Origin of the sequence: Citrobacter sp. H12-3-2 (genome assembly GCF_009649895.1) — a bacterium.
GTDB classification, from domain to species: domain Bacteria; phylum Pseudomonadota; class Gammaproteobacteria; order Enterobacterales; family Enterobacteriaceae; genus Citrobacter; species Citrobacter portucalensis.
Genome location: NZ_CP045837.1, coordinates 2,681,293 through 2,706,914, shown reverse-complemented (window position 1 = coordinate 2,706,914; position 25,622 = coordinate 2,681,293). Strand labels below are relative to the sequence as shown.

Below are 25,622 nucleotides of genomic sequence, written 5' to 3'. Positions count from 1 at the left end.
TTAACCCGTTACTCAGGGAAGGCGGCAATGACAGATTATTGGTGGAAAGACCTGGTTGATCGTAATAACCAGTGGCAAGGGTTGGAACTGACCGTCAAAGAAAATCAAAGAACTGAGCCAGCGATGGAAATGCTCAGTGGCCATTTTGGACGCATGGTATTGCAGCTCGCCGGAGAGCCGTTATTCTGGGCTTCAATGCTTGAAGATCATTCCGGCGTTTGGCTGGTTTTTAATGCAGATCATCCACGGAGCCAGGAGATATTACCTGCGGTAACTTCTGAAGATATTGAACGGATAAAAGCCAAAGGCGAGCAGGTGCGGATCGGCGAATGGTGCCGGTATTTTGTTCGTCAGTTAATGAATGCGCCAACACCATTACTCTCACCGCAGCGTTGGTTGATAAGACCGATGTTACCGATTCAATGTTCATCGCGCTATTCCAGTCCCCAACCCATTGCGTTAGAAAACTGGCGTTTCTCAGCGCCAGAAAGCACTGAAAATATTAACTGCCAGTGGACGCTGTACGGTGAAGATTTCCCAGATCTGACGCAGCCGGAAAACGTCAGATTGGTTGACTGGTGGTGGGGCGGTTATTTGCTGCGGGGGCGTTATGCCATTCAACCCAATACGGGGAGATTAAAATGGTGGCGTAAAAAATGCCGAGAGGGGACGTTGCCGCCGATACTGGTCTGGTATATCGCCGGATTAGGATCTTATGTGATCCTTGATGGGCATTATCGATTACAGGCGGCGATTGAAGAGCAGATCCCCCCTTTATTTCTGGTGTTGAGCGAGCTTAATGAAACGGAATATCCTGCCGATGCTGCCCATCAGGCGCGTATCGTTCAGTCGCTGGAAAAGCAGCTGGCTAACAACCCCAATTACAGTGTCAATGCGGTAAATCAGACGCTGATTAGTCTCTATGACAGACGATATCTTTACGCGTCAACGCATAGCCGCGCTACTCTCGGTGAGGGAACCCAATGGGCTACGGAGGTGGAACGTTATCTGCAAAAACATCATCTTGATGCGTATCGGGACAAGATTTTTCAGCGGGTTAAAGGAGATTGATTTTTACCCTTAATTTTTTCGATAAAACGCGAGCCTGCTTCTGATAACTCCCGGCGGTGGCATTCAGACGGGAGTCATCGTTACTTATCGCTCCTGTTGCAACTCGATATCAGAACACCGGCAAACCCAGTCCTTGCTTCACTTCTCTTAATGTCTGCTGCGTAATCTCGTGCGCCTGCTCGCTTCCTTTTTTGAGCATCGCCATCAGCATGCCTTTATCCTGAATGTAGGTTGCACGCCGCTCGCGCATTGGCGCGATGAGTTCTTGCAAGCACACTTCCAGCTCGTTTTTGCATGTCCGGTCACCCAGTCCACCCCGTTGGTAATGCGCTTTCATTTCCGCCACTTTTGCTTTATCCGGATGAAAAGCATCGAGGTAAGTGAATACCATATTGCCGTCTATTTGCCCTGGGTCGGACACTTTCAGATGATTAGGGTCGGTGTACATTGCGCTAACCGCGCGGTGAATGGTTTCTTCGCTGGCTGACAGGAGCAATGTGTTACCAAGCGATTTTGACATTTTGGCATTTCCGTCGATCCCTGGAAGGCGGCTGGTTTCACTCAGCAGCGCTTTGCAGTGCGATAGGACGGGGGCCGGTAACAGGCTATTCATCTTATGCACTATCTCATTAGTCTGTTCAATCATCGGCAACTGATCGTCGCCGACGGGAACGATTTCGGCTTTGAAGGCCGTAATATCTGCCGCCTGACTGATGGGATAAACCAGAAAACCAACCGGTAACGAGCGGGCGAACCCTTTCTGCGCAATTTCGTTTTTGACCGTAGGATTACGCTCCACGCGAGCCACGGTGACGATGTTCATATAAAGCGCGGTTAACTCTGCGAGAGCAGGCAGTGCAGATTGCAGACAGATGGTGGTAAGTGACGGGTCTATTCCTGCGGCAAGATAGTCGGCAAGTACTTCGGGAATATTGTTGCGGATCTTTTGCGGTGTGCTGCCGTTATCGGTTAACCCTTGTAGGTCAGCCACCAATATAAACTGCTGATAATCGTGTTGCAGCGTGGCGCGCTGGCGCAATGACCCCACATAATGGCCAAGATGCAGCGGGCCGGTGGGACGATCGCCAGTGAGGATGATGGTTTTATTGTTCATGTAAGACTCCTTAGTCATAAAACCGAAAGGGGTCTCTAAATGCAAATAACCGCCTTTCGGCGGTTATTTAAAATGAGGAAAACACATTCTGACCGCCTTTAAGAAGGCAGCCACCACAGGTTGTGATTAAAACCGTTGATATCGTGTTTTGTGTTCATCCAATTAACATACCACCTGGCGTAGAGGTAAAGCAATGCCCGAAGTGCTGGCTCCTATCAGCTCGCTTCCAGCATGCCAAAGCTCACAATGCGCGAACGACCTAACTCTTTCGCGCGGTACAGTGCGACATCTGCGGCGCGTAACAGGTTGTCGCTCTGGGCATGCTGCGGGTAACTGGCGACACCTATAGAGACATCCACGTGTCCAATATCGGAAACGCCAAAGCGCAGCGACAGTTCGCGTACGCCGTTATAGATTTCCGTAGCAAAGCGGTTAGCGGCCTGTTCATCCGTATTGGCCAGCAGTACCAGAAACTCTTCACCGCCGTAGCGGAAGGCCATGCCGCTGTCGTGGACAACGCGCTGAATAGTCGCAGCGATACTTTTAATCACGCTATCGCCAGCCTCATGGCCAAAGCGGTCATTAATACTTTTAAAATGATCGATATCGATCATCAGGCAACTGATTGGTTCTTTGTTACGCACTGCCTGGTTCATCTGGGTACGCAGTGTATCTTCAAGATGATGACGGTTGCGCAGTCCGGTTAGCGGATCGTAGAGCGCTTTCTCCAGCAGGGCGTCACGCAGACGCTGGTTGGCTAATGCGAGGCCGAGTGCTTCTGCCATCAGCTCCAGGTATGCACGGGAGGGGGCGGAATCATCGCTAAGGTTCTGGAATGAGAGCAGGCCGATGGCTTCGCCCTGGGCAATCAGCGGGACGCACAGAGTGTGGTGCTGGCATGACTCTGGCAGATGGTAGCAGGCGATATCGGGTTCACCTTGTACCGGAGGATGACTCTGGCCGCGGCGCACAGCCCAGCATTCGTCCGGGTGGAACGCATCCGCTTTACCCTGCGGAGAAAGCCATTGTGCAACGCAGCGCATTTGCCAGGGTTCCTGGTCCAGTATGTAAAGCCGCCCGGCAATACCTGGAGCAATATTCGGTGCAAACAGCTCTGCCACATTGATGACATCGGCAAAACTCTCGCAACCCTGCAGACGTTGCGTCATGCGCGCCAGCAGATCGCGGATTGCCCAGTCGGCATCTCGCTCTTTCTCCAGTCTCTGACGCGCCAGACCGTTCTCGCGAAATATCCGGATCGCCTGTGCCATGTCGCCTATTTCATCTATCTGGTTAAAACTGGGCGTCTCAACGGCATAATCCTGCGATGCGAGACGGTTTACGACATCGCTCAAACGCACGACGGGGCGCAGGACGCGACGCTTTAAAATGAAACCGAGAACGAATAAAAACAGCAGCGCCGTCAGACCGACCATCACTTCAGAGGCCGTCCGCAGCATGCGGGATGACTGGGTTGCATCTTCAATCGTACTACGTACGCGGTTATCGAGCAGTTGGCGGAAATGATCTATCCGGTCCTGGGCGCGTTCCAGTTCCTGTTCATAGCTTTTCCCATAGAGCAGGGCAATAGCCTGCGACTCTTCTGCGCGCGCGACGCTGGCAAGCGCCGCAGCTTGCTCGTCCTGCAGGGCATCAACAATCTGTAGCCCTTCGTGCAATAGCGCCAGCTCTTCATCCGTTGCCCCAAGGTCTTTGAGCTTTGACAGCCGATGCTCAACAGCTTTCAGCGTCGCTTCTTTCTGACGGTAGGCGTCAAGCACCTCAGGATCTTTTGCAATAACATAGTCGCGTGCCAGGTCGGACAGCGACCAGGCATCGAGTTCGACTTCTTCGGTAAGTTGATCGAACTGATAACGCTGTTCTACCACCTGGCGTTCTGTGTTATCGGCGCTGGATGCCATCAGCATGACAACGCCTGAAGCGATGGTCAGGCATACCGTCGCGCTATAGGCCCAGTTGGTGATTGTGGCAATTCGCACTGATTAGTTCCTTCTGCGACGATTAATGAATACGCATGATTGCAATTATAGGAAACGCATGATTTTGCGTGAAAATAAAAAAGGCGGTCCAGAAACCGCCTTCTGTTATCGTCATGCAATCATAAATCTGGAGGATTTTTTCCTTCTTCCATAAAGGCTTCGTCGATTCCTTCCACGTTACCTTCATGGTCACGCCCGGAAAACAGGTTCCAGCAGGTTATGAATAGTGCAGCAATCAGGGGGCCAATCACAAAGCCGTTAATGCCGTAGATCTCCATGCCGCCGAGAGTGGTAATCAAAATCAGATAGTCCGGCATTTTGGTGTCTTTACCTACCAGCAGCGGGCGCAGGATATTGTCCACCAGCCCAACGATAATCACGAAGAAGCCAACGATAAACAGCCCTTGCCATAGCTGGTGGGTGGCGAACAGGAATATTGCTGCAGGTACCCAGACGATCGCTGAGCCCACTGCAGGCACGAGCGAGAGAAACGCCATCAACGCCCCCCACAGAACGCTGCCGTCGATATCCACAATTGCAAACGCGATGCCGCCAAGAATACCCTGAACCAAAGCGACGACCGCCGTGCCCTTGACGGTTGCCCGCGTCACGCCGACGAATTTGGCAAACAGGTGCTGTTTGGCAAAGTCAGAAAGGGGTAATGAGTCCAGAATCTGGCGCACCAGATACGGTCCATCCTTCAGTAAGAAGAACAGCAGATACAGCATGATGCCAAAACTGATAGCAAAGCCGAATGTCCCTTTCCCAATCAGAAATGCACTGCCAGCAAGGTACTGCCCGCCTTGCAGCACGACATCGGACAGTTTTTTCTGGATCTGCGCGACATCATCCAGATTGTGTTCTGCCAGAAATCCTCTGGCCCAGTCAGGAAGGTACGAAAGAATAGAAGTGACGACTTCCGGGAACTGCGTGTCATTCTGTTGCAGTTTGGTGTATACCACGTTCAGTTCAATGGCCAGCGATGACAGGATTACCATCAGCGGGATAAAGACAATCAGACAGATAATGACGATGGTAATCAACGATGCCAGCCCGTTGCGTTCGCCAAGCGCGCTACGCAGTCTGTTTTTTACCGGGTTAAAGATAGTCGTTAATATCGCGGCCCATAAAATGGCGGAAAAGTAGGGGGACAATACATCGAAGAACGCCCAGGTCACGAGGGCAAGTATGAAAATGAAGAAACCTTTAGTCAGTCCGTTAAATCGCATTAGTGAACCCTGTAATGAGAAGCAGTTCCGACTATAGAACCGTTCAGGGGATTTACCAACTTTAGTTGCAGATATTTAGAATAAAGATGTTGCACTAAGGCTACATTCTTATTGTCCTTGCTTCACTGGCGGGAGAGCTATCCTCGCCTCAGTTCAAACTTAATCTTAGACATATACGAATTCCTTCTTTTCAACGATACTCTTATGCTATGAGTTCAAATAAGCAGCGTTATTACAGCTCTTCAGGCAGATTCAAAATCAACATCGAATAATTTTTCGATATCCAAACTGCACCTTAATCAGTCCGGCGCATGGCAGACAGCCTCAATATTATGGCCATCAGGTGCAATGACAAATGCGGCATAGTAGTTTTCGCTATAGGAACGTAAGCCAGGTTCTCCGTTATCCTGGGCTCCTGTGCGCAAAGCAGCATTGTAAAATTCATCAACTTGCTGCCGGGTTTTTGCGACAAACGCCAGATGCAGAGGAGCCGGTTTGTCATTCGTGTGGAACAGACAAAGTGAAACATTATCGGAACCCATTTCAACACCGTAGCTTGGTGTGCCTTCATCGATGAGTTCTACGCCAAGCGGCTGAAGCGCGTTGAGAAAGAAAATTTTACTTTTTTCGTAATCACTTACACCGATTTTCACATGATCGAACATTCTTTATTCCTCATGAAGATATGAACAAATAAAGAGTATATAAAGAGATTGAAGTCGAATTCACGTAAGAACCTGTCAATGTGATGAACATCAATTTAGAGATCTATATATCTACAGTATCTGCCTTTGCTGTTTTAATTGGATTCTTTGATTGCCTGGTTTGTATCCCGCCTAAATATTCATTAGGAATGGCACGATTATGGGGGATACTTACACTTGCATCTATCAGTTCAACTCACAGCAGATAACTTACGCTATGATTTAATAGTGAAACCGTCATTTTTTCCCGAAAAGGGTCGTCAATTAACGAGAGGGTCGCTATGAACACTCAGCCTGTCATCGGGATTAGTGGATGTTTAACTGGTTCAGCCGTGCGATTCGACGGTGGGCATAAACGGATGGGGTTTGTGATGGACGACCTGGCTCAGTGGGTGACTTTCAAACCTGTCTGCCCAGAGATGTCCATCGGTTTGCCTGTACCACGTCCCGCGTTGCGTCTGGTTCAAACCGCCCAAGGGAATGTCCGCATCTGTTTTAGCCATGCGCCTGGTGAGGATGTAACCGATAAAATGTCCGATTTCACCAACTCATATCTTCAGGGACTTGGTGGCCTCTCGGGTTTTATCGTCTGTGCTAAATCACCGAGTTGCGGTATGGAAAGAGTGAGACTGTATGACGAGAAGGGAAATCGTGGGCGAAAAGAAGGGACTGGTCTGTTTACTGGCGCGTTAATGGAAACCTACCCGTGGTTGCCAGTCGAAGAAGATGGCCGCTTGCACGATCCAGTGCTGAGGGAGAACTTTGTCGAACGCGTGTTCGCATTGCATGAGCTTAATAGGCTGCGGGCCAATGGTCTTACTCGCCATGGCTTACTCAACTTTCACAGTCGCTATAAGCTACAGCTTCTGGCTCATCACCAGGCCGGTTACCGGGAAATCGGCCCATTCGTTGCCTCACTTCACCAGTGGGATGATTTGGACGCTTTTTTCGTTGTCTATCGTGAAAAGCTCATGACGATCCTCAAAAAGCCCGCCTCACGAAAAAATCACACCAACGTACTGATGCATATCCAGGGCTACTTCCGCGAACGGTTGAACTCCCGCCAGCGCGGAGAGTTACGTGACGTTATCCTCAACTATAGCGGTGGGCTGCTGCCAATATTGGCGCCTCTGACGCTACTCAAGCACTATCTGGCTGAATACCCAGACAGCTATCTGCTTACCCAGAACTATTTTGATCCTTATCCGAATGATTTAGCGCTACGGTTGATGATCAAATAGTCTGAGAGCGATTCAACCGTTTCTGATTTTCTCATCGATACAAGGCTGAGGTTTACCAAACAGATATCCTTGGGCGAAATCGCAGCCCAGCGCCTGAAGGCTTTTTAGTTGTTCCTGCGTTTCAACACCTTCAGCAACAGCCTTCATATTGAGGGATTTCGCCATGCCGGTGATCAGTTTGATGATATTAAGCGCATCTTCCTGTGTGGATATTGAATGGACAAACGACTTGTCTATTTTAATTTTATCGAAGGCAAGCCTGCTCAGGCGCGAAAGGGAAGAATATCCGGTGCCAAAATCATCGATCGAGATTTTTACACCCATGGCTCTGAGTTTGTTAAGTGTGTTCATCGGCGTCGTACTCTCAATGAAGAGAGAGGATTCTGTTACTTCCAGTTCAAGACGATCGGCTGGGAGTCCAGTTTCTTTCAGAATAGACAGTACGATACCGACAAAGGCTTTGCTGCTTAGCTGGACAGGAGAGACATTCACTGAAATTTTAGCCGGAACCGCCCAACAAGCCGCTTCCCGGCAGGCAATTTCAAGCACAGCTTTCCCCATCTCATTAATCATTCCGGTTTTTTCAGCAACAGGAATAAAGTTATCCGGCGACAGGAGGCCCTTTAGAGGATGGAGCCAACGAATTAGGGCTTCATAGCTATAAATTTCCTGGCTGAAGGAGTCAACAATGGGCTGATAATAAACCACGAATTCTTTGTTCACTATTGCCAATGCCATATCATGCTCAAGCGTTCTGCTTTCTTGTAGCTTTTCTAACATTCGTTGTCGGAAGACTTTTATCTTACCAGAGCCTTCACCTTTGGCTTCATAAAGGGCCAGATCGGCAAATTTATAAATATAGTCGGAACGACGTTCAGTGTCTGAGATAACAATGCCAACACAGGTGGTTATGTTGATAATCGTGTTATAAATAGTGTAGGGCTGGCTGATAAATTCACATATTTTCTGGGCGCGCGAAACAGCGTGGCTTTCTGTCAGGCCACTTGAGAGAAACGCAAATTCATCTCCACCCAGGCGATACAGCGTATCCGAAGTAAGGCTCATCGAAACCAGTCGGTCAGATATCTGGCGTAGCAACATATCACCGGCATCATGACCATACGTATCATTTACTTCTTTGAATCGATCTAAATCAAACAACATCACAGTCACAGAATCGTGATTTTTTTCTGCTCTCTCAATTGTTTTATTTAAATCGCTCCAGAATAGCTGACGGTTATTCATCTCGGTAAGAGAGTCATGGTAGACGTCATATTCCAGTTTAGCATTCTGAATTTGCAGTTTTTCTTTAGATTTCTGCAGTTCTTCGGCAAGACTCTTGACCTGCAGGTGCGCCCGCAGAATATTTCTGTTTTGATAGAAAATGAGCACGCCCAGAATCGCACTCAGTATTATCAGCAGCACAGAGGTTGCAGAATAAATATAGTACAGCGTCTGGATTTTTTGGTTGGCGTTATTGATCGAGTTAACATCTTTGTTTAACGCACCAGATGAAAGACGACCCAGTGGCGCATCCAGAGTATGCATTTTTTTCAGATAAGCCTGGAGTGCTGAACGGTTCATTTTTTCTAGATTAACATCCAGAAAACTAAGGGTATTTTCAAGTTTTACCGCCAGCTCGCGGTGGGCTATATTGCTTTCGATGTAGCGCCCCAGGTCACCTTCTTTTATCAAATCACTCTGGCTAAGCATAATGTCGAGGCGCATGCGTACATCATCGAGATTCATCGTATCATCGATAGTGTAAAGACCAAGCAACGATTCAAATCGGTAATATTGTGATACCAGCTGAGCAGCAGACCAGGAATCGGTGTAGTGAGTCAGTTTCTGTAACTCTTGTTGCCGTTCATGCACGAGGAAAGAGATATACCCGGTAGATATAAAAAGAAAAAAGATGATGCCAGCCAGTATTCTGTTCATGATGTTCCTCTGAACGCTTACTCAATATCCATACTACTGACCTGCCATGCAGACCTTGAATAATAAATCTGATTATTCAATTCTGGCATGCTGTCATAGGGGTACACAATGAATAACGGGCCTTTGTCACGGATGCGCATATATTTTCCGTTGATTTTTAACGCAAGGATAGCATTGTATTTTTTGAAATCACTAAGAGGGATAACAGTGGTGTAGTCATTGAGTGCAGTGACCTTAACAACAGAGCCGTTCGCCCCGACATAATCCATGAGTTTTTGTAGCGGAATACCCGTAAAGGTAGTGCGCCCATTATACCAGGGGGAGGTGGTCTGGAAACTGACCATGCCCAGCTTCTCAAGGCTGGCGGTCTCAAAAACGGCTTTCCCGTCTGCATTTGTATTTTCAATATTACCCGACAGCGTTAAAAGCACTTTACCGGTGGGCCTGGAAAGTTCACCTGCCCATAGCTGGGTGGAGAGTACAAAGCTTACCAACATGACCATTAATCGCATTCTTACCTCACCAATCAGCCGGATGTTAAAGAATTATAATTTAGATATCACGCTATTTATATATATTGCATGGGTATTATTGGTGTAATAACTTCAATAGCTTTTTAACTCTTTTAAATCAGTGAGTTAGTTGTTACCTGTTCTGCTGTGGTGCATTAAAAATGCTAGTGTGTTATTTGAGTAAAGCTAAATTTCACTATGTATGTACAAAAATAAATCATCTATTTACTCAGTGCCAATAAATACGCACGAAAATAAAGGTTTATTTTTTTCACTGCAGTTGGATTTGGTTGTTTACTGGTGGGTAACTATATCGGGCACGAAGCCGCCTTTAGTGTAGCGGGAGCGCTTCGTGTCGGTAATCAAGGACAAAAATTCTATACGCGGCAAGTGTGGTCTATCTGAACCCGTTTATTCACCCGCCTGAGCTGACTGGCGGGCATACAGATAGGCGGTGGCCCTCGATACGCCCAGATGCTGTGCAACCGTATCCATAGATTTGCGTACGTTCAGCAAACCGTCCTGGCGTAATTGTTGAATCAGCAGCTTACGGTCTTGAGGTTTAAGGGCTCGGGCCGTCGTCGCGCGTTTAGCGGCAAAGTCATCAATACGCTGGCGGATGACTTCATTACTGCCGGGATCGATATGTTCCTTAATGGGGGAATTTTCAGTTTCAGTAAAACGCGCAAGAGCACTCTGCATACCACGGAACAGCGTCATATCGACATTCAGGCAAAGTGCCGCTACGTATTTGCCGTCTTCGTCCTTGATGCCAATCGATGTACTTTTCACCGGGCGGCCATCGGCAAACTGATTACTGTAGTTCGCAATGATGCTGGGAAAGTCAGGTGATGCGATTCTCGCCAGGCCAAGCTCGGTTGCTGGCTGACCGGGTTGACGTCCGGAAAGATTATTATGGATGGACAAAATGGCATGTTCAGGATTTTTGAGGTCATGAACCACCACTTCGCAAAACGGAGAGAAGGTCTCACTCAATCCCCTGGCGATAGTATCAATTTGGCTGAGAAGCGAGTTATTGTCGGTTTTTGGCATGCCAGTCTCCTGCGGTGATGTCTGTTGCCATGATTGCGAGCAGTTTACAGTGACCTGGGAGCGTTTTTCCAGACGGGAGTGTACAGACAGTAAAAGTAGGGTATCTGCATGGCAGATACCCTGTTTATCATCCGGCCAGAAATTCACTGTAGCGACTGATATCCACATTTCCGCCGCTGATGATAATGCCGATTTTCTTGCCGCGAAGCTCAGCTTTACGCGCTCTGGCGGCAGCAAAACCCAGACACCCGGTCGGCTCTACGACGATTTTCATGCGTTCAGCGATAAATTTCATTGAGGCAACTAACTCAGCGTCTGAAACAGTCAGAATATCGTTCACGTTTTGCTGGATAATCTGAAACGTATAGTTCCCGAGATGTTGAGTCTGAGCACCGTCAGCAATGGTTTTGGGCGTATCGATATGAACTATTTTTCCACTTCGGAACGACTGTTGACCATCGTTACCCGCCTCAGGTTCGACACCATAGATGATGCAGTCAGGAGACAGATGTCTGGCCGCCAGGGCGGATCCTGAGAGCAGGCCGCCACCGCCCAGACACACGAAAAGGGCGTCTAACTGACCCACTTCTTCAATTAGCTCTTTTGTGGCGGTGCCCTGGCCTGCGATCACGTGCGGATGGTCGTAAGGGGGGATCAGCGTTAACCCCTGTTTCTCCGCCAGGTCCCGACCAATTTTTTCACGATCTTCAGTATAGCGATCGTAAGTTACCACTTTTCCGCCATAGCCTTTCGTCGCCGCAACTTTGGCCGCCGGGGCATCATGCGGCATGATAATTGTTGCTGGAATACCCAACAACTTTGCCGACAGGGCAATGGCCTGTGCATGGTTGCCGGAGGAAAACGTCACGACGCCCGCAGCGCGTTGTTGTGGCGTGAACTGGCGTAGCGCATTCATAGCGCCACGAAATTTGAAGGCGCCCATTCTCTGGAAGTTTTCGCACTTAAAGAAGACTTCCGCGCCAAATTCTTCATTTACCGTTCGGGAGGTCATCACCGGCGTTTTGTTAGCATAATCTGCGATGCGCTCTGCCGCAGCGGCAACATCGTTATAATCAGGCAGTGTCATTTCAGTCATTGTTGTTCACCTGTATGTTGTTAAACGTCACGCTTGCGGGGCCAACGCAATAGCTTCAACTTCCAGCGCAAAACCATAATGAAGTTCCGCAACACCTGCTACTGCACGGGATGGACGGAAATCACCGATCCACTCTCCATAGATTTTGTTAAACGTCGGCCACTGGTTCATATCCGTCACATAGACGCGAACAGACACCAGATGCTGACGTGATGCCCCAGCACCAGCCAGACAAGCATCAATATTCTTGAGTACCAGCCGGGTTTGATCTTCAAAAGAGGCATCCGCTTTTTTCTCGCCGTCGAAAGTGACCGGCAATTGCCCGGAAATGAAGACGAACCCGCCAGCCGTTGTACTGTGCGAGTAATGACCTGCTGGCGGGAAGCTTCCAGCAGATGAGTTCAGTGTAATGTCCGCGGTCATATGAGAATCTCCAGTCGCCGTTTGCGATTCATTTTGTATAAAATAATACTGTTTGTATTATTTTATACTCCTTCATAGTGCGTTCGGCCAGCGATAGTTTTCGCTAACGCTGATTTTGTGAACTACTGCAAACGTGGCCCAGCCTAAATCACTGTCCTGGAGCGGTGACGGGGATATCGCTGTTGAAAGGGGAAAGCAGGGGGAAATGAAGAAACGCCCCGGGAGGGGGCGTCTAAGGCAAAAGTTTAGCTGATATGACCGTGGTTAATTTTACTTAGCGGTTCATTGATATCGAAGATTTTGAACGTTACTTCCTCCACACCCAGGTGCTTCAGGCGGGCGGTATGCTTTTTGATATAGGCCTGAGCGGTGTCTTCGTCCTGGAACAGGTAGATGCCTCCCGCTTCGTGATTTGCTTCGTTCTCGGTCCAGATTTTCCAGATGAACCCCGGCTCCTGGTTGATTGATTCGGCCAGTTCAACGAGCTGATTCGACATCTCAGCCCCAAACGGACCATGAAAATCAAAGTGTATCTGCACGAGTTTGTTCGACATAAATCCTCCATGGATTGGTTATTTTGGGTAAGGCTGCTAGCGCAACAGCACTTTACCGGTCAGATAAGTTATCGCCTGCCCACTGATATATACACGCGTTCCTGCTAACTGACAGCGTAAATCCCCGCCGCGTTCAGAGACCTGGCGTGCCAGCATCTGTGTTTTATTCAGTTTTCCAGCCCAGTAAGGGATCAGCATGCTATGTGCCGAGCCTGTGACCGGGTCTTCCGCGACGGCTTCGCCCGGGCAGAAGAAACGGCTGACAAAATCGTATTCCCCGTCACCCGGCGCGGTGATGCATACCATTTTCCCCAGCGGAATCATGGCGTGGATGTTTGGGCGCACAGCCTCAACCTGCTGTTGATTTTCCAGCACCACCATGTAATCGCGTGCCACACGCACCTCTTTGTATTCGGTGATGCCTAATGTTTCCAGCAGTAAAGCGGGCGGCACGGCAGATTCGCTTTGCCAGGCTGGAAAATCAAGCGTCAGCCATTCACCGCAGCGCGTGACCGTCAGCGGTCCCACAAAGCGGGTAGCAAATTGGATTTTTGTATCCGGGTAATCCAGATGTTCAAAGATGACATGCGCGGCGGCAAGCGTGGCATGCCCACACAGATTAATTTCACCCTGAGTGGTAAACCAACGCAGCTCAAAGCCATTCTCATTGGCGACAAAAAAAGCGGTTTCTGACTGGTTATGCTGCTGCGTCATCTTTAATAATGTTTCATCGGGCAACCAGTCCGTGAGCGGACAGACTGCTGCGGCATTACCGCCAAATGTCGTGGTGGTAAAGGCATCCACCATGTAAAAATCGATTTGTTGCACAGAGTAACCCTCTCATCGCACTCAGGATAAATCACACTCTATCATGCCAGCCATTGGGTCAATGCTCAGATTCGCCACTGTGGTGAAAATTCGTTATCATCCGTTCCCACACCTCATTCTGGCCGCCTGATGTCTACGATCTTCGATACCTTTATTGCCCCGCCTTGCCATGACGAGATAGAGACCCTCTATCAGGACGAGCATCTGGTGCTCATCAATAAACCCAGCGGGTTGCTTAGCCTGTCGGGCAAAAATCCGCAGAATCTCGATTCGGTACATCACCGGCTGGTACAGATTTACCCTGGCTGCACGCTGGTACATCGGCTTGATTTCGGCACCTCTGGGCTGATGGTGGTCGCTCGTAACAAGGCTATCAACGCCGCGCTTTGCCAGCAGTTCAGCCAGCGGACGATCACTAAGGTGTACAGTGCGCTGTTATGCGGGCATCTGGAAAACGACGAAGGGGTTATCGACGCCGCAATTGCCAAAGACCCGGCGCTGTTTCCATTGATGTCGATTTGTGCTCTCAACGGCAAACCCGCGCGCTCGCGCTATCAGGTTGTCGAGCGTTTTTATCATCGTCAGGAAGAGGGGACGTTGCTCCCCTTGACGCGGGTACAACTGACCCCTGAAACCGGGCGCACCCATCAACTACGGATCCATTGTCAGCAGTTGGGACATCCTATTTTGGGCTGCGATCTGTACGGTGGACGTCTGCTGCCGGGGACTGAACAAACGTCACGGCTGATGCTACATGCCAGTGAACTGCATTTCAGGCATCCCATTAGTGAAGCGTGGATGAACGCCAAAAACGCCAGCCCGTTTTGAGGCGAAAAAAAGCCGCCAGGCGGCGGCTTTTATGAGGTTATCGCGCAGCGCGTTGTAAAATAACCGCTGACGGCTGGCGTTGCAGAAACCGCATCCGCAGCATCATCAGTATCGCCGCAGAGGTCAGGCCGATAATAAAGCCCATCCAGAATCCCGCCGGTCCCATCCGGTCAACTACCAGATCGGTAAGCGCCAGAATATAACCGCTCGGCAGGCCCAGCACCCAGTATGCCGTAAAGGTAATAAAGAAAATGGAACGCGTATCTTTATAACCACGCAGGATCCCGCTGCCAATAACCTGGATAGAGTCCGAAATTTGATACACAGCGGCCAGTAACATGAGCTGAGCCGCCAGGGCGACAACTTCCGGGTTATTGTTATAGAGCAGGGCAATATGCTCGCGGAATGTCACGGTGAAAATCGCTGTTACGACCGCCATGCACACACCAACACCCAGACCCGTTCTGGCTGCGGTTTGCGCATCCAGCGTGGAACCCTGGCCCAGACGATAACCGACACGAATGGTGACGGCGGCAGCCAGAGACATTGGCAGGACGAACATTAACGAGCTGAAGTTCAGTGCGATTTGGTGTCCGGCTACGTCGACAATCCCCAATGGAGAAACCAGCAGCGCGACCACCGCAAACAACGTCACTTCGAAAAATAACGCCAGCGCGATAGGTAAACCCAGCTGTACCAGACGCTTCATTACTGCGGTGTCAGGTTTCTGGAAACCACGCTCATTACGGATATCGCGCATTGAACGCGCACGTTTGATGTAAGAGAGCATGGCGATAAACATCACCCAGTAAACCGCTGCTGTTGCCACACCACAACCCACGCCACCCAGTTCCGGCATGCCTAAATGCCCATAGATGAAAACATAGTTAACCGGAATGTTCACCAGCAGGCCGAGAAATCCCATCACCATCGCCGGTTTAGTCTTGGCTAATCCTTCGCACTGGTTACGGGCTACCTGGAAGAACAGATAACCCGGGGCGCCCCACAGCAGGGCACGCAGGTAGCCAACGGCTTTATCTGCCAGCGCCGGGTCAATGTTATGCATGGAGTGAATAATGTACCCCGCGTTCCATAGCACAACCATAATCAGCACGGAGACGCTGCCCGCCAGCCAGAAGCCCTGACGTATTTGATGGGCGATACGGTCGCGGCGTCCGGAACCATTGAGTTGCGCAATTACCGGCGTCAACGCCAGCAGTAGTCCGTGCCCAAACAGAATGGCCGGTAGCCAGATGGACGTACCAATGGCGACTGCCGCCATATCCGTCGCGCTGTATCCGCCCGCCATGACGGTATCAACGAATCCCATTGCGGTTTGAGCGATTTGCGCAAGAATCACCGGAATTGCCAGAGCTAATAACTGACGCGCTTCACTTACATACTTTTGCACGTGTACACCACTATATTGTTGTTATTTGAGAGACTAAAAAAGCCGCCTTATATGGCAGCAAGGAGAAAAAGCAGGGGAAATTTCAGTCTATTGTAGCGAGGAATACGTAATTCTCCAGTGAAAAAACAGGCGCTGGTGGCGCATTGCTGGCAACCTGAATTTCCACCTGCTATTGTGCTGTGCAGAGATGTCTTAATTGAGTTCAGGAGTAGGAAGTATGTTTACGGGTATTGTGCAGGGCACCGCAAAATTGGTGTCCATTGATGAAAAACCAAATTTTCGTACGCATGTTGTGGAGTTGCCTGAATATATGCTGGATGCGCTGGAGACCGGCGCATCGGTTGCCCACAATGGATGCTGCCTGACGGTCACCGAAATTAACGGTAACCAGATAAGCTTCGACCTGATGAAAGAAACGCTGCGTATCACCAACCTGGGCGATCTGAAGGTTGGAGATTTGGTTAACGTTGAACGTGCGGCAAAATTCAGTGATGAGATTGGCGGACATTTAATGTCGGGCCATATTATGACCACTGCCGAAGTGTCGAAAATTCTGACCTCGGAGAATAACCGTCAGGTGTGGTTTAAAGTCCAGGATCCGTCGCTGATGAAATATATCCTGTACAAAGGATTTATTGGTATTGACGGTATCAGTCTGACGGTTGGTGAAGTGACGCCGACCCGTTTCTGTGTACATTTGATCCCGGAAACGCTGGAGCGTACGACACTTGGCAAGAAAAAGCTGGGCGCACGGGTTAATATCGAAATCGATCCCCAAACGCAGGCGGTGGTTGATACCGTTGAGCGTGTCCTGGCGGCGCGTGAAAGCGCCATCAGCAACATAACGGGCGAAGCGGGAGCCTAAGCCTGAGAGGAAAGCCCCCGTTGCTACGGGGGCGAAAACGATTAGCGGGGAACGCGCAGACCGTGTTCAACACCGCGGGAAAAGACCACCTGCCATAGCTGAATATCTCGAGCACGAAACGCCCCGGCGCAGGCGTTCAGATAATAGCTGAACATCCGCTTGAAACGTTCGGTATAGTTATCGGCGATTTCAGGCCAGGAACTCATGAAACGCTCGTGCCATGCCATCAGCGTCGTGTCGTAATCCGCGCCAAAATTATGCCAGTCCTCCATCACAAAATGTGGTTCGCTGGCGTTGGCAATCTGGCGAACTGACGGCAAACACCCGTTTGGGAAGATATACTTATTGATCCACGGATCAACGTTATTGTCGGTCTTTTTGGAGCCGATGCTATGCAGTAAAAAGAGACCATCCGGTTTTAAATTACGATCGACCACCTCAAAATAGGTGGCGTAGTTCTTCGGTCCAACATGTTCAAACATGCCGACGGAGACAATGCGGTCGAATTTGTCGTTCAGGTCGCGATAATCCTGCAGCAAAATGGTGACATCCAGCCCAGCGCAACGTTCCTGTGCCATTTTCTGCTGTTCTGCCGAAATGGTCACACCCACCACGCTCACGCCATATTGCGATGCCATAAACTGGGATAAACCACCCCAGCCACAGCCAATATCAAGCACCCGCATTCCTGGCTTCAGTTGCAATTTTTCAGCAATCATTTTGAGCTTCGCCTGCTGGGCAGATTCCAGAGTGTTGGCATCTTTCCAGTAGGCGCAGGAATACTGCATATAGGGGTCAAGCATGCGGGTAAAGAGATCGTTGCCCAAATCGTAATGTTCTTTGCCGACCATCCACGCACGTTTTTTGGTCTGTAAATTGAACAGGCGAGCCGTGGCGATACGTAGCGTATCTTTAAAGTGGCGGGGGAGTTGGTTTTCAAGACCGGCGCGCAAGACTTTACTAAAAAACATGTCCAGCCGGTCGCATTCCCACCAGCCATCCATATAACTTTCACCCAACCCTAACGATCCTTCCTGCAATACGCGTTTGAAAAAATCGGGGTTCTTTACTCGAATATCAGCCGGTGCAGGGCCATTAATGGCAATGCCTGCACGGCTCAATAATTCATTGGTAATGCGGTACCAGTCATCATCCGGTACGCTGACGTCTTCTATACATGATGAACTCATAGCTTCTCCATCACTGGTCGGTGATCAGAACCTTAAAACAGCGTAGACGCTTTTTTGGGCTTTGTGAGAAATCTCACGGAATTAATCCGCGAATCTATAATCCGACGTAGAACAGAGGAAGGGAGAAACCCTTGCCGAAAAGGCCATCCGTGGTAAAACGGGAACGTTCTTGTCCCCGTTAACGCATTAAAATTATCGTTTTTTTAACAACTGAAAATCAGTATATGCCTGAATTTTTGACGATTCAACCGATAATTGTTAGCGGGCTAACTAAATGCCCGCAACCATTATTAGTGCGACTCTCCGTGGGCAACTTGCGCACGATCATCTGTTTGCGGGGCGTCAGTTTTCTGCGATTGCACTTTGTAACCCACAGCAGCCAGCAATACTGTTGTCAGCATAACGCTGGTGGTGGTGAGCAGTGGGGTGGCAATCAACCAGGAAACGACAAGGCTTGCCAGGAAGCATAAACCCAGTTGCAGCGTATTCTGCAATGCGGCTGCGCGTCCCGTGGCCTGTGGGAAAGGGCGTAATGCCTGCGCGACAACGATAGGGTAGATTGCGCCGTTCGCAATCGCCATAACGCAGAATGGGATCAGGATTTCAGCCAATGCAACATGATGAATAAAGCCGGTCGCCCAGGTGCCTACAACGCTGAAGGCATACAGAATGAGTAACCAAGGTAGCAGCTGACGACCCTGCCATTTTTGCAGCGCTGCACGACAGCCGTAACCACCAATTAAGAAGGCGATAGTTTGCGGAACATAGCTCAGACCAATTACCGCTGGGCTATAACCCATTTCGCTGAGGATGAACGGGGAACCTGTCAGCCATGCGAAAAAGCTCGCGGAACAGGCGGCATAAATCAGCACGTTTCCACGGTAAGTTTTCGAGCGCAGCAAGGTGGCGAAAGTCAGTTTATCCTGGCTGTCATCGCGCGCTTTAGCCGTTGGCTTGAGACGCAGAGCCGGAAGCATCAGAATCAAAGTAATGGCAAACAGAGTGGCAAAAATGGCCTGCCAGGAAAAATGTACCAGGATCCAACTGCCTAATAGCGGGGCGAGTGCAGGAGATAACCCGACCAGCGGCATAATAGTGGCAAAGATGCGGTTTACTTTTTGTGAAGGATAATAATCGGTAACCAGCGCTTGCCAGATAACCGATGCCGCACAGACGCCAACGGCCTGAACAAATCGCAGTACCAGCAGACCAGTGGCGTTTTCAACCCATAGCATGCCCAGACTGCCCAGTGCGAAGATAGATAAACCCAGCAGCAAAATAGGCTTGCGACCATAGTGGTCAGAAAGCGGCCCCCACAGCAGTTGCGCGACGGCAAACCCCGCTAAGAACAAGCTCAGGCTGGCGCTGACGGCAGATGCAGGTGTTTGCAGATCGGACTGAATAGCAGCAAAGGCGGGTAGATACATATCCGTTGCCAGAAAACCGAGCACGCTAAGACCTGCCAGCCAGACTAAAAACCCTTTCCCAGGTTGCATCATCATTTCTCTTTTTTAGCAGTAGAACAATGCCGCTGAGTGTAGTGAGTGTAATTCTCGCTGTGAAACGCTAATATTTGCTTACTGATTTCAAATTTTTTGCAGGCAGAATATGTGGTCGGAATATTCACTTGAAGTGGTTGATGCGGTTGCGCGTAACGGCAGTTTTAGTTCGGCCGCGCAGGAGCTGCACCGTGTACCTTCGGCAGTAAGCTACACCGTGCGCCAGCTGGAAGAATGGCTGGCGGTGCCACTTTTTGAGCGACGCCATCGGGATGTGGAATTAACGCCTGCCGGGGCATGGTTTTTAAAAGAAGGCCGCTCTGTTATCAAAAAAATGCAGATCACGCGCCAACAATGTCAGCAAATTGCCAACGGCTGGCGCGGACAGCTGGCGATCGCCGTCGATAACATTGTCCGCCCGGATCGTACCCGACAGATGATCGTGGATTTCTACCGTCACTTTGATGATGTGGAGTTGTTAGTTTTTCAGGAAGTGTTTAACGGCGTGTGGGACGCACTGTCTGATGGGCGTGTGGAGCTGGCCATCGGGGCCACACAGGCCATTCCGGTCGGGGGGCGCTATACCTTCCGCGATATGGGAATGCTGAGCTGGAGCTGCGTGGTAGCCAGTCATCACCCACTGGCGTCAATGCCCGGAGCGTTAAGTGATGACACGTTGCGCAACTGGCCGTCACTGGTGCGCGAAGATACCTCCCGAACATTGCCGAAGCGTATTACCTGGCTGCTGGACAACCAAAAGCGCGTCGTCGTGCCGGACTGGGAATCCTCTGCGACCTGTTTGTCCGCGGGATTGTGCGTGGGCATGGTACCGACGCATTTTGCCAAGCCGTGGATCGATAGTGGTAAATGGGTTGCGCTGCAACTGGAGAACCCCTTTCCTGATGCCGCATGTTGTCTGACATGGCAGCAGAACGATACGTCACCGGCATTGAGTTGGCTGCTGGACTATTTAGGGGATAGTGAAACGTTGAACAAGGAATGGCTGCGGGAGCCAGATGAGACTCCCGCACAACAGGCTTAACGGCGGTAATCGCGGAACGGACCGTCGGCAACGGAGCGACGCTCAACCAGGCGCGGATGCACCTCGATAGACTGTGACTCTTCACGTTTATTCACGATACGGTCTAACAGCATGTTGAATGCCGTTTCACCCAGTGAATCCTTCGGCTGGTGAATGGTCGTCAAGGCCGGCGTGAAGAAGCGGGCGTTGCGCACGTTGTCGTAGCCGATGAGTGAGACATCCTGCGGTACGCGCAGCCCCATTTCGTCAGCGGCGCACAGCGCACCCATTGCCATAATATCGCCACCGCAGAAGACAGCGGTCGGACGATGTGACTGCGACAGAATTTGCTGCATGGCACGATAGCCGGATTCAGGCTCAAAATCGCCCTGGACAATCCAGTTTTCAGGCACTTTAATCAGCGCTTCTTCCATCGCTTTCATAAAGCCAGCCAGACGCCCAGCCCCGGTGTTACGTTCCATTGGGCCAGGGATCACGCCAATCTCACGATGACCGCGTTCTACCAGATACCGACCCGCCATATAACCGCCTTCGAAGGCGTTATCAATGACCGTATCAGTAAAGTCGGCTTTTGCTTCGCCCCAGTCCATGACGACCATCGGGATATGGCGATACTCTTCGAGCATAGAAAGCAGCGACTCCGGATACTCAGAACACATCACCAGCAAACCATCAACGCGCTTTTGCGCCATCATCGACAGATAAGCCTGCTGTTTTTCGAGACTGTTCCATGCGTTACCCAAGATCAGGGTATAGCCTTTCTGGAAACAGTTTTTCTCAACGGCTTCGATAATTTCGGCGAAATAGGCCGCTTCGCTGCTGGTCGCCAGCAAGCCGATAGACTTGGTGTGATTTACCTTCAGGCTGCGGGCAACTGCGCTCGGAGAATAGTGCAGTTCTTTGATTGCTGCCCAGACAGCATTACGTGTTTCTTCCGCGACAAAGCGCGTCTTGTTAATTACGTGTGATACGGTTGTAGTGGAAACGTTTGCTCGCTTCGCTACATCTTTAATTGTTGCCATTACATCTCACTCCAGACCATATCCTAAGCTCCTGAGAATACTCCAGGTAAACGTTTGCCTTTACACACCCTTATCGCAACGTAAGGGTTGCGGCACGCCGGGAAAACGACACGGAACGTCAGGAAGGGGTCAATGGCCGGTACGCTAATCAAGTAAGCGTGGAATTTTGTCTGATCTTAACGAAAAGGGGAAGAGTTAAAAGCAGTTATCAATATAAATCGTGAGAGATTTTTGCTTTCAAGTGTGTAAAAATGCGCAATATCACTTTTTGTGTGGGAATAAAAAGGAGAAAACTTGATGAGCACCGATCTGAAATTTTCGTTAGTGACTACCATTATTGTTCTGGGATTGATCGTCGCGGGTGGTCTGACCGCAGCGCTGCATTGATTTCCCCGAGGGAGTTAGCTCTCCCTCATCCCTTCGACTCGTTTTTCCCCTCTATTGTTTGCGAATAAGCAAAAGTCTTTTGCAGTTTTGTTAACTTTATTAATTTTGCGATCAATGTCATGCTTTTGACTCTTATTTATGTCGTGCCGCGGCTCGACGATACGGAGTCGAAATATGAAAATCAATTACCCTTTACTGGCGCTGGCAATCGGGGCGTTTGGTATTGGCACCACCGAGTTTTCGCCAATGGGGTTATTGCCCGTCATTGCCAAAGGTGTGGACGTCTCGATTCCGGCGGCTGGCATGCTGATCAGCGCTTATGCGGTAGGTGTGATGGTAGGTGCACCGCTGATGACATTGCTGCTGTCTCATCGTGCGCGACGTAATGCTTTGATATTTCTGATGGCGATTTTCACGCTGGGTAATGTGCTTTCGGCTATTTCACCGGATTACACCACGCTGATGCTATCGCGTATTTTGACCAGTCTTAACCATGGAGCCTTTTTTGGTCTCGGTTCTGTGGTTGCAGCCAGTGTGGTACCCAAACATAAGCAGGCCAGCGCCGTGGCAACGATGTTTATGGGGTTAACCATCGCCAATATTGGCGGCGTTCCGGCGGCAACCTGGCTTGGTGAAACCATCGGCTGGCGTATGTCGTTTATGGCCACTGCAGGGCTGGGCGTCATTGCGATGGTCAGCCTGTTCTTCTCACTACCCAAGGGTGGAGCAGGAGAGCGCCCGGATGTCCGAAGCGAACTGGCGGTGTTGATGCGCCCACAGGTGTTGTCGGCGTTACTGACTACCGTACTGGGTGCAGGAGCGATGTTCACGCTGTATACCTACATCTCGCCGGTTCTGCATACTATCACTCATGCTACACCGGCATTTGTTACCGGGATGCTGGTGTTGATAGGCGTTGGCTTCTCGATCGGTAACTATTTTGGCGGCAAACTGGCTGACCGTTCAGTCAACGGTACGCTGAAAGGCTTTTTACTGCTGCTGATGGTTATTATGCTGGCCATTCCTTTCCTTGCGCGTAATGAGCTGGGAGCTGCGGTCAGTATGGTGGTCTGGGGCGCGGCGACGTTTGCGGTCGTTCCACCGTTGCAGATGCGTGTGATGCGCGTTGCCAGCGAAGCGCCTGGATTATCATCGTCAGTCAATATTGGCGCGTTTAATCTGGGGAACGCCCTTGGTGCAGCGGCCGGTGGGGCGGTGATATCTGGCGGCCTGGGCTACAGTTTTGTGCCGGTGATGGGGGCGATTGTGGCGGGACTTGCGCTGCTGCTGGTGTTCATATCCGCAAGAAGACAGCCTGAAGAGGCTTTCACTACCGCGAATTAATGCAAAAACGCAGAAGGAAGTCCTTCTGCGTTATCTTTTTTATGCTGCGAAGTTCTTCGCAACAAATTCCCAGTTCACCAGTGCCCAGAAATGTTCCAGGTAGCCAGGACGAGCATTGCGATAGTCGATGTAGTAGGCGTGTTCCCACACGTCAACGGTCATCAGCGGCGTCGCGTCGGTAGTCAGCGGAGTACCTGCGTTGGAGGTGGAGACGATAGCCAGTTTGCCATCCGTTCCTTTAACCAGCCAGGTCCAGCCAGAACCGAAGTTTTTGATAGCTGCATCGGTGAATTGCGCTTTGAAATCTGCAAAGCTGCCAAAGGAAGCGGCGATTGCATCGGCCAGTTTACCGGTTGGTTCGCCACCTGCGTTCGGTGCCAGGCAGTTCCAGTAGAACGTGTGGTTCCATACTTGTGCTGCGTTATTGAATACACCGCCTTCAGAGCTACGAACGATCTCTTCCAGTGATTTGCCTTCAAACGCCGTGCCTTTAATCAGATTGTTCAGATTGGTCACGTAGGTTTGATGGTGTTTGCCATAGTGATATTCCAGCGTTTCGGCAGAAATGTGCGGTGCCAGAGCATCTTTGGCATACGGTAATGCAGGTAATTCAAACGACATTGCTTCTCTCCTTATTATTTATATTGAGTACACACAATAGCCTCATTGTGAGTAAGGATAGGGTAGCAAATTGAAAGGTTATGCAAAAGAAGAACTTACCCTACAGCATGTTCTGTAGGGTAAGTTTTTAGCGAATTGTTTTTGGCGTCATTACCCGACGAGCGCCCACATAGTGGCGCTGCCAGTAATCTTCGCTCAGAGAGGTGATTTGAATTTCCTGCCCGCTGCGCGGTGACTGAATAAACTTACCGTTGCCGACGTAGACGCCGACGTGATCGGCTGTGCCGCGACCCTGGGTACGAAAGAATACCAGATCACCATTTTTCAGTTCGCCACGTTCAATTGGTGCGGCATCACGCAGATGGTACATTTCATTCGCGGTACGCGGAATGCGGAACTTCACCAGATCTTTATAGGCGTAATAAACCAGACCGCTGCAGTCAAACCCGGTTCTTGGCGAGGAGCCGCCCCAACGATAAGGTTTGCCGATTTGGTTCATCAAGGTGGACATAGCGGTTTTAGTCGCTTTCTGCACTTTCACTTTATGTGCGTCAGCAAGCGTAGTCGGTGCAGTGGTTTTCACCTTCACGCAGCGTGGTTTATGACCTTTGCGCGGTGTGCATTTTTCCGTCCAGGTAACGGCTGTGGTTTGTGCTGCGGCAGTTTTACCACGGCGATTTGCAGTTTTAGTCGACTTTGCCGGAGTGGCTGTGCGTTTTTTAGAAGAGGAAGCGGTTTTGGTGCTGGTTTTGCTGGTGGTCTTTGTCGCCGTTTTCTTGCTGGTCTTTGTTGTTTTTTGGCTGGTTGTTGCGCTTTTCTTTTTATCTACCGTCTTGAGTGGGTGAGTACTGGTAGGTGTCGTCCTGGCCTGCTTGGAAGCATGAGCCATAGGCGTAAAAGGCAGTGTAGTAAAAAGCAAAGCACAGAGCGTGATCGAGATTCGGTTTATCCGCGCCACTGAGCAGTCCTCTGGTAAGGCAGGTCTATCGTGCCTGCGTGTGATTTTCAAAACTTGATGATTCTAATCTATAGAAAGAGGGAAAGTTAATAGCTTTTTTAGTTTAAAACTGCGTTTCGTAACCGACCGCAAAAAAAAACAGCAAATAGAGATAGAATTGGTGAACAGATAATCAAATCCACATGTTTGAAGGGGATAAGTGAGATTGTGAATGCAACTTTTAGCGTCAGGGGATAAAATAATAACGCGTAATGAAAATGTTATTTTCCGTTGCCTGTCTGACCCGTTACAATGTCAGACTACTGCCGTAAAAGAAGTTTAAGGAAGCAAGATAATGAGCACCACTATCGAAAAAATCCAGCGCCAGATCGCTGAAAACCCGATTCTCCTGTACATGAAAGGTTCCCCTAAACTGCCAAGCTGCGGTTTCTCCGCACAGGCTGTGCAGGCGCTGTCAGCCTGTGGTGAACGCTTTGCTTATGTTGATATTCTGCAGAACCCGGATATTCGCGCCGAACTGCCGAAATACGCAAACTGGCCAACTTTCCCACAGCTGTGGGTTGATGGTGAGCTGGTTGGCGGTTGTGACATTCTGATCGAAATGTACCAGCGCGGTGAGTTGCAGCAGCTGATTAAAGAAACAGCAGCGAAATACAAAACCGAAGAGCCGGACGCTGAGTAATACCAGC

General features: G+C 50.0%; 25 protein-coding genes. 8 read left to right on the top strand and 17 right to left on the bottom strand.

Features of this window, described 5'->3' with window-relative positions; translation table 11 throughout:
* Positions 1-27: 27 nt before the first annotated feature.
* A complete protein-coding gene (locus GHC22_RS12945) occupies positions 28-1,071 on the top strand; it encodes a ParB/Srx family N-terminal domain-containing protein (RefSeq protein WP_153753177.1) in 1,044 nt (347 codons plus the stop codon).
* Positions 1,072-1,180: 109 nt separating this feature from the next.
* Here GHC22_RS12945 and trpS read toward each other — a convergent pair whose 3' ends face one another.
* The 4 genes from trpS to GHC22_RS12925 form a co-directional block, all read right to left on the bottom strand.
* Complete coding sequence (gene trpS / locus GHC22_RS12940; RefSeq protein ID WP_153753175.1) at positions 1,181-2,185, bottom strand: tryptophan--tRNA ligase; 1,005 nt, start codon at positions 2,183-2,185, stop codon at positions 1,181-1,183.
* 215 nt (positions 2,186-2,400) lie between these two features.
* Positions 2,401-4,185, bottom strand: a complete 1,785-nt coding sequence (locus GHC22_RS12935) for a diguanylate cyclase (RefSeq protein ID WP_128611927.1) — start codon at positions 4,183-4,185, stop codon at positions 2,401-2,403.
* A 119-nt stretch (positions 4,186-4,304) separates the two neighbouring features.
* On the bottom strand, positions 4,305-5,414 hold the full coding sequence (locus GHC22_RS12930) for an AI-2E family transporter (RefSeq protein WP_003832733.1): 1,110 nt from the start codon (positions 5,412-5,414) through the stop codon (positions 4,305-4,307).
* Between the two features lie 299 nt (positions 5,415-5,713).
* A complete protein-coding gene (locus GHC22_RS12925) occupies positions 5,714-6,079 on the bottom strand; it encodes a VOC family protein (RefSeq protein WP_057067224.1) in 366 nt (121 codons plus the stop codon).
* A 320-nt stretch (positions 6,080-6,399) separates the two neighbouring features.
* Here GHC22_RS12925 and GHC22_RS12920 point away from each other — a divergent pair, with 320 nt between their 5' ends.
* Positions 6,400-7,359, top strand: a complete 960-nt coding sequence (locus tag GHC22_RS12920) for a DUF523 and DUF1722 domain-containing protein (protein ID WP_008784653.1) — start codon at positions 6,400-6,402, stop codon at positions 7,357-7,359.
* Positions 7,360-7,371: 12 nt separating this feature from the next.
* Here the strand turns inward: GHC22_RS12920 and GHC22_RS12915 are convergent, their stop codons facing one another.
* The 7 genes from GHC22_RS12915 to GHC22_RS12885 form a co-directional block, all read right to left on the bottom strand.
* The gene (locus GHC22_RS12915; RefSeq protein WP_153753173.1) at positions 7,372-9,300 is read right to left on the bottom strand and encodes a bifunctional diguanylate cyclase/phosphodiesterase; all 1,929 of its coding nucleotides are present in this window, start codon (positions 9,298-9,300) and stop codon (positions 7,372-7,374) included.
* Positions 9,301-9,317: 17 nt separating this feature from the next.
* Positions 9,318-9,812, bottom strand: coding sequence for a molybdopterin-dependent oxidoreductase (locus GHC22_RS12910; RefSeq protein WP_153753172.1), 495 nt, complete (start codon positions 9,810-9,812; stop codon positions 9,318-9,320).
* Between the two features lie 411 nt (positions 9,813-10,223).
* Positions 10,224-10,865, bottom strand: coding sequence for a transcriptional regulator (locus GHC22_RS12905; protein ID WP_008784655.1), 642 nt, complete (start codon positions 10,863-10,865; stop codon positions 10,224-10,226).
* A gap of 127 nt (positions 10,866-10,992) precedes the next feature.
* Positions 10,993-11,961, bottom strand: a complete 969-nt coding sequence (locus GHC22_RS12900) for a threo-3-hydroxy-L-aspartate ammonia-lyase (RefSeq protein ID WP_100272521.1) — start codon at positions 11,959-11,961, stop codon at positions 10,993-10,995.
* Positions 11,962-11,988: 27 nt separating this feature from the next.
* Positions 11,989-12,384 carry a RidA family protein gene (locus GHC22_RS12895; protein WP_003832744.1) on the bottom strand — a complete coding sequence of 132 codons (396 nt, stop codon included), beginning with the start codon at positions 12,382-12,384 and terminating at the stop codon, positions 11,989-11,991.
* A 245-nt stretch (positions 12,385-12,629) separates the two neighbouring features.
* Positions 12,630-12,938 (bottom strand): monooxygenase, encoded by a 309-nt coding sequence (locus tag GHC22_RS12890; RefSeq protein WP_057067232.1) that lies wholly within the window; start codon positions 12,936-12,938, stop codon positions 12,630-12,632.
* A gap of 36 nt (positions 12,939-12,974) precedes the next feature.
* On the bottom strand, positions 12,975-13,766 hold the full coding sequence (locus GHC22_RS12885; protein WP_153753170.1) for a PhzF family phenazine biosynthesis protein: 792 nt from the start codon (positions 13,764-13,766) through the stop codon (positions 12,975-12,977).
* A 129-nt stretch (positions 13,767-13,895) separates the two neighbouring features.
* On the opposite strand from GHC22_RS12885, the gene GHC22_RS12880 reads away from it, so the two are divergent.
* Positions 13,896-14,594, top strand: coding sequence for an RluA family pseudouridine synthase (locus GHC22_RS12880; protein WP_153753168.1), 699 nt, complete (start codon positions 13,896-13,898; stop codon positions 14,592-14,594).
* 37 nt (positions 14,595-14,631) lie between these two features.
* Here the strand turns inward: GHC22_RS12880 and mdtK are convergent, their stop codons facing one another.
* The gene (mdtK, locus tag GHC22_RS12875; RefSeq protein WP_153753166.1) at positions 14,632-16,005 is read right to left on the bottom strand and encodes a multidrug efflux MATE transporter MdtK; all 1,374 of its coding nucleotides are present in this window, start codon (positions 16,003-16,005) and stop codon (positions 14,632-14,634) included.
* A gap of 217 nt (positions 16,006-16,222) precedes the next feature.
* Here mdtK and GHC22_RS12870 point away from each other — a divergent pair, with 217 nt between their 5' ends.
* On the top strand, positions 16,223-16,870 hold the full coding sequence (locus GHC22_RS12870; protein ID WP_003832752.1) for a riboflavin synthase: 648 nt from the start codon (positions 16,223-16,225) through the stop codon (positions 16,868-16,870).
* A gap of 41 nt (positions 16,871-16,911) precedes the next feature.
* Here the strand turns inward: GHC22_RS12870 and cfa are convergent, their stop codons facing one another.
* Positions 16,912-18,060 carry a cyclopropane fatty acyl phospholipid synthase gene (gene cfa / locus GHC22_RS12865; protein WP_048214272.1) on the bottom strand — a complete coding sequence of 383 codons (1,149 nt, stop codon included), beginning with the start codon at positions 18,058-18,060 and terminating at the stop codon, positions 16,912-16,914.
* Positions 18,061-18,350: 290 nt separating this feature from the next.
* Entirely contained in the window at positions 18,351-19,556 is a 1,206-nt protein-coding gene (gene punC, locus GHC22_RS12860; RefSeq protein ID WP_153753986.1) for a purine nucleoside transporter PunC, read from the bottom strand.
* Positions 19,557-19,668: 112 nt separating this feature from the next.
* Here punC and punR point away from each other — a divergent pair, with 112 nt between their 5' ends.
* Positions 19,669-20,601, top strand: a complete 933-nt coding sequence (punR, locus tag GHC22_RS12855) for a DNA-binding transcriptional activator PunR (protein ID WP_153753159.1) — start codon at positions 19,669-19,671, stop codon at positions 20,599-20,601.
* Here punR and purR read toward each other — a convergent pair.
* On the bottom strand, positions 20,598-21,623 hold the full coding sequence (gene purR, locus GHC22_RS12850; RefSeq protein ID WP_003832757.1) for an HTH-type transcriptional repressor PurR: 1,026 nt from the start codon (positions 21,621-21,623) through the stop codon (positions 20,598-20,600). The two genes, punR and purR, sit on opposite strands and share 4 nt — an antisense overlap.
* Positions 21,624-21,920: 297 nt before the next feature.
* Here purR and cydH point away from each other — a divergent pair, with 297 nt between their 5' ends.
* Positions 21,921-22,010, top strand: a complete 90-nt coding sequence (gene cydH / locus GHC22_RS12845; RefSeq protein ID WP_003029209.1) for a cytochrome bd-I accessory subunit CydH — start codon at positions 21,921-21,923, stop codon at positions 22,008-22,010.
* A gap of 174 nt (positions 22,011-22,184) precedes the next feature.
* Complete coding sequence (locus GHC22_RS12840; RefSeq protein ID WP_008784665.1) at positions 22,185-23,354, top strand: MFS transporter; 1,170 nt, start codon at positions 22,185-22,187, stop codon at positions 23,352-23,354.
* 39 nt (positions 23,355-23,393) lie between these two features.
* On the opposite strand, the gene sodB is transcribed toward GHC22_RS12840, so the two are convergent.
* Together sodB and GHC22_RS12830 are read right to left on the bottom strand one after the other, a co-directional pair.
* Positions 23,394-23,975 (bottom strand): superoxide dismutase [Fe], encoded by a 582-nt coding sequence (gene sodB, locus GHC22_RS12835; protein WP_003029205.1) that lies wholly within the window; start codon positions 23,973-23,975, stop codon positions 23,394-23,396.
* A gap of 127 nt (positions 23,976-24,102) precedes the next feature.
* A complete protein-coding gene (locus tag GHC22_RS12830; protein WP_153753157.1) occupies positions 24,103-24,933 on the bottom strand; it encodes a C40 family peptidase in 831 nt (276 codons plus the stop codon).
* Between the two features lie 334 nt (positions 24,934-25,267).
* Between GHC22_RS12830 and grxD the strand changes: the two genes are divergently transcribed.
* On the top strand, positions 25,268-25,615 hold the full coding sequence (grxD, locus tag GHC22_RS12825; RefSeq protein ID WP_003832760.1) for a monothiol glutaredoxin 4: 348 nt from the start codon (positions 25,268-25,270) through the stop codon (positions 25,613-25,615).
* The last annotated feature ends 7 nt before the right edge of the window (positions 25,616-25,622 follow it).